The sequence below is a fragment of the Mycobacterium sp. THU-M104 genome (assembly GCF_049197365.1).
Classification (GTDB): domain Bacteria; phylum Actinomycetota; class Actinomycetes; order Mycobacteriales; family Mycobacteriaceae; genus Mycobacterium.
The window spans coordinates 1-3,811 of the sequence record NZ_JBMIOP010000134.1 but is presented as its reverse complement, the minus strand read 5'-3'; the positions used below and the strand labels follow the sequence as shown (position 1 = coordinate 3,811).

The following is a 3,811-nucleotide window of genomic DNA, read 5'->3' as shown; positions in this document are numbered from 1 at the left end:
TGCTTTGCGCGAGCTGCGGCACGTGTGCCGTGCCCGATCGCGTTGCGTGAAAGGCTCACGGCGCTACCGGGAGCGCAGCACCGAGATGTCCCGGCTGCATCGCCGGGTCAACGAAGTCCGCACCCATCACCTGCACGTCCTGACGACACGGTTGGCCAAGACCCACGGCCGCATCGTTGTCGAAGGTTTGGACGCGGCGGGGATGCTGCGGCAAAAAGGGTTGCCGGGGGCGCGTGCCCGGCGGCGCGGTCTGTCCGATGCGGCCCTGGGTGCCACCGCGCCGGCACCTGTCGTATGAGACGGGCTGGTCCGGGTCGGCGCTGGTGGTCGCCGACCGGTGGTTCCCGTCGAGCAAAACCCGCCATGCCTGCCGGCATGTTCAGGACATCGGCTGGGACGAACACTGGCAATGCGATGTCTGCTCGGCGCGTCACCAGCGTGACGACAACGCCGCGATCAACCTCGCACGCTACGAGGACACAGTTAGCGTCGTCGACCCAGTTGGGGCCGCCGTCAAGCGTGGAGCCGACCGTAAGACGCGGCCCAGCCGGGCAGGTGGCTGTGAAGCGCGGAAGGGACGCAGCCACAAGGCTGCCGAACAACCCCGAGACGGGGTGCAAGTCGCGTGACCACTAAAGATCACTCACTTGCAACGGGCTGCTGGCGGGCACTGCGCTCGGTATCGTCGCGCGCTAGGTGTGGACCTACGGAAAGTTCGGCGAGCGTTATCGCGCTGATCACCGATTCGTCAGGAAGCTCGGATGGGTCGGATATCTGGCCGAGGAGGATCACCGTCGAGGTGTCCAGCATCCCTTGGCTCGAAGCTTCGATCACAGCGACGGGTCGATCAGATTGTCGATGTCGCGCCGGAGCGTATCTGGGCTTACCTGCGGAAGATTCTTGCGGCGCCGAATGAGTTCGGCTGGGCCGGCGCTGGGTCGGGGCAGGGGGCGGAGCTCAGCCACCGGCGCACCGTCGCGAGTGACGACGATGCGTTCGCCGTGCTCGACGCGGCGCAGGACTGCCCCTCCGTTGTTCCGGAGATCGCGCACCGTCACCGTGTCCATGCAATAAATGTGTCACCGGTGATACGGCGGTGACAGCCCAGCGCGTGCGGCTCTGTACCGGCTCACCGAGATCGCGCCGGGCGGATACGACACTCGCAGCGTTGTATAGAATGAGATACATGCCGGCGAGGAGTCCCGATACATCCCTGCACACCGACGGTGCACTGGCTGAAATCGGTGACGAGCTTCGCCGGCGACGAAAGGAACTAGGCATCAGCGCCGCGACCACCGCCGAAGCAGCCGGGATGTCCCGCGTCACCCTGCATCGCATCGAATCCGGCTCACCGTCGGTAACGGTCGGGGCCTATATGAACGCCGCGGCCGCTCTGGGGCTGCAGCTGGCGCTCAGCAAACCAGCGCAGGTTCACCGCCGGCCGGTCCGAGACGAGCCGTCGGAGGACCCGGTTCGCGTGGGCGACTATCCACAGCTGCAGGCCATCGCATGGCAGCTCCATGCCGATACCGAGCTTCCCGGCATTGACGCGCTGCGGATGTACGAGCGCAATTGGCGCCATGTCGACCGCGACACGATGAGCGACGACGAATGTGCGCTCGTTCAGCGGCTAGCCGACAGATACAGCGGGGGAGTTTTGCTTGTTTAGCCGCGCTCACCACATGCGAATCGCCCGTGTGTTGGAGGCACTCGACGCCGAACTCCTCGCCGATTCAAGCTGCTATTTCGGGGGCGGGACCGCGATTTCGCTGCGCTACGGCGAGTACCGCGAATCACGGGACATCGACCTGCTCATCTCCGATGGGTCTGGATACGCCGAGCTTCGCGAACGATTACGTGGACCGGAGGGATTCAACGCCCTGACAAAGCTCCCGATCCCGACCCTGCGCCCCGTCATCGCCGATCAATATGGCATTAGGACCGTGCTCGACGTCGACGGAGAACCGATCAAGTTCGAGATTATTCGCGAAGCTCGCATCGAGCTGCAGGAACCGGATTCGGGTGACAGCATCTGTGGGATCCTGACGTTGACCGCCCTCGATATGGCGTCCAGCAAGCTGTTGGCCAACTCTGATTGATGGGCTGACGCGTCCACGTTCAGCCGCGACATCATCGATCTCGCGATGATGGAGCCCGGGCAGGAACTCTTGAATCGAGCAATCGTCAAGGCAGGGCACGCATACCGGTCGGCCGTGGTCAACGACCTCGTCAGCGCTATCGACTACCTGCGAGACAATCCGCACCGCCTCGACAACTGCATGCGTGAGTTGCAGATGCACGACGTAGCCAAGGCGTACCTGTGGGATCGCATCAAGCACCTGCTTCCGCTGATCCCTTAAAAGCACTTCGGGAGTTGCGCGGCACTTTCGATGGCGACGATGCCGTCGCTGAAAATGACGGTAGAACACGGAGGTGAAACCAGCGATTGTGCCCGCAGCACCGCAGATGGCACTGAATCGGGCAGGACCGGCGGTAACCGCCAGCGGCCAAAACCGTTCGGGCCGCACCGCAGAACAAAACCCGGCTTCGCTGGGTGCTGAGGAACGGTGTGATGGTGCCGTAGTATCCTCGCTGTTCGTGCGGGAGGCTACGCTGGCACCATAGTCATGGCCTCAAGGACGAAGGATCGCCATTGCCTGCTCCTGATTCGATTACCGCGACGGTTGCGGACCATGGTGGCGTGTCCGTGGTCAGCGTGAGCGGCGAGATCGATTTGGTCACCGCTCCGGCTCTGGAACGAGCCGTCGAGGCGGTGCTCGCCGGAGGGCCGGCGGCGCTGGTCATCGACCTTTCCGCGGTGGAGTTCCTCGGTTCGGTGGGGCTGAAGATTCTCGCCGCGACCTACGAGAAGCTCGGCACGTCCGCCGGCTTCGGCGTGGTCGCGCGGGGCCCGGCAACCCGGCGGCCGATCAGTCTGACCGGTCTGGACAGGACGTTCCCGCTGTATGCAAGTCTGGACGACGCGCTGACCGCGATGCGCGACGGCACGCTCAACCGCTGAAACGACCGCGGGTTCCAATCGCGACCGACGCCGCTGCCCGTTGCCGCGTCGTGTGCCGCGAGGCGTTGTGTGGACGCCACCCGCCGGGGCGGCGCCGCATAGACTCCGGGTCATGGACGGCATCCTGGTTTTCGACGGGCGGTGCGGCATGTGCACCCGGGCGGCGGGGCGGCTGGCCCGCCTCGACCGGCATGGCCGGGTCCGCATCGAACCCTTTCAGGCTCCGGGCATGGCCGACCGTCTGGGTGTTCCCGGCGACCGGCCGCCCGAATCGGTGTATTGGCTGGACGCCACGGGTGCGGTGGCCGCGGGCGCCCGTGCCGTCAGCGCGGCCGTGTCCGCGGCACTGGGGAAACCGGTGCCGTTGTGGGTCTACCGGATTCCCGGTTTCGGGGTCGCGCAGGAGGCCGCCTACCGCTGGATCGCCGCGCATCGCTACCGCTTCGGTGGGGTGACGCCGCTGTGCGAGTCCGACCCGCAACGCTGCGGGTGAACCGATAGTAATCGAAAGCGTTGGTGTGCAACGACTTTGATGCTCAATCGGGCTGGTCCAGGCTCATCTGATTCGTCCCGACCTCGTCGGACGCCCTCGCAGCCGACCGACAGGGAGAATTCGGCACCTTGGGCCACGCACGTGGTGATCACCTTCTTGGTGCCGAACGCCGAGTCGCCGCGCACCATGATCGCCCCATCGGCCCCGCAGGCGCGGGCGGTGCCGATGGCCACCGTGATCTGGGAGGCGGCCGCGCGCCCGGAGGCGGCCTTGCCGCTGCGCAGCCTGGCCTCGGC

General features: G+C 65.7%; 7 protein-coding genes and 2 pseudogenes. 6 read left to right on the top strand and 3 right to left on the bottom strand.

Annotated elements, in window-relative coordinates:
* Positions 1–629 (top strand): annotated as a pseudogene (locus ACOJVU_RS11675) (RNA-guided endonuclease TnpB family protein); the annotation flags it as partial.
* 10 nt (positions 630–639) lie between these two features.
* On the opposite strand, the gene ACOJVU_RS11670 reads toward ACOJVU_RS11675, so the two are convergent.
* A complete protein-coding gene (locus ACOJVU_RS11670) occupies positions 640–810 on the bottom strand; it encodes a hypothetical protein (RefSeq protein WP_421529935.1) in 171 nt (56 codons plus the stop codon).
* Between the two features lie 20 nt (positions 811–830).
* Positions 831–1,067, bottom strand: a complete 237-nt coding sequence (locus tag ACOJVU_RS11665; RefSeq protein WP_343709563.1) for a type II toxin-antitoxin system prevent-host-death family antitoxin — start codon at positions 1,065–1,067, stop codon at positions 831–833.
* A gap of 110 nt (positions 1,068–1,177) precedes the next feature.
* On the opposite strand from ACOJVU_RS11665, the gene ACOJVU_RS11660 reads away from it, so the two are divergent.
* From ACOJVU_RS11660 to ACOJVU_RS11640, 5 genes are all read left to right on the top strand, one after another.
* Entirely contained in the window at positions 1,178–1,669 is a 492-nt protein-coding gene (locus ACOJVU_RS11660; RefSeq protein ID WP_421529936.1) for a helix-turn-helix domain-containing protein, read from the top strand.
* Between the two features lie 31 nt (positions 1,670–1,700).
* Positions 1,701–2,099, top strand: coding sequence for a nucleotidyl transferase AbiEii/AbiGii toxin family protein (locus ACOJVU_RS11655; RefSeq protein ID WP_421529934.1), 399 nt, complete (start codon positions 1,701–1,703; stop codon positions 2,097–2,099).
* Positions 2,100–2,168: 69 nt separating this feature from the next.
* Positions 2,169–2,360, top strand: a complete 192-nt coding sequence (locus ACOJVU_RS11650) for a hypothetical protein (RefSeq protein WP_421529933.1) — start codon at positions 2,169–2,171, stop codon at positions 2,358–2,360.
* Between the two features lie 293 nt (positions 2,361–2,653).
* Positions 2,654–3,022, top strand: coding sequence for an STAS domain-containing protein (locus tag ACOJVU_RS11645; RefSeq protein ID WP_421529932.1), 369 nt, complete (start codon positions 2,654–2,656; stop codon positions 3,020–3,022).
* A 112-nt stretch (positions 3,023–3,134) separates the two neighbouring features.
* The gene (locus ACOJVU_RS11640) at positions 3,135–3,515 is read left to right on the top strand and encodes a thiol-disulfide oxidoreductase DCC family protein (protein WP_421529931.1); all 381 of its coding nucleotides are present in this window, start codon (positions 3,135–3,137) and stop codon (positions 3,513–3,515) included.
* Between the two features lie 110 nt (positions 3,516–3,625).
* Here ACOJVU_RS11640 and ACOJVU_RS11635 read toward each other — a convergent pair.
* Positions 3,626–3,811 (bottom strand): annotated as a pseudogene (locus tag ACOJVU_RS11635) (IS1380 family transposase); the annotation flags it as partial.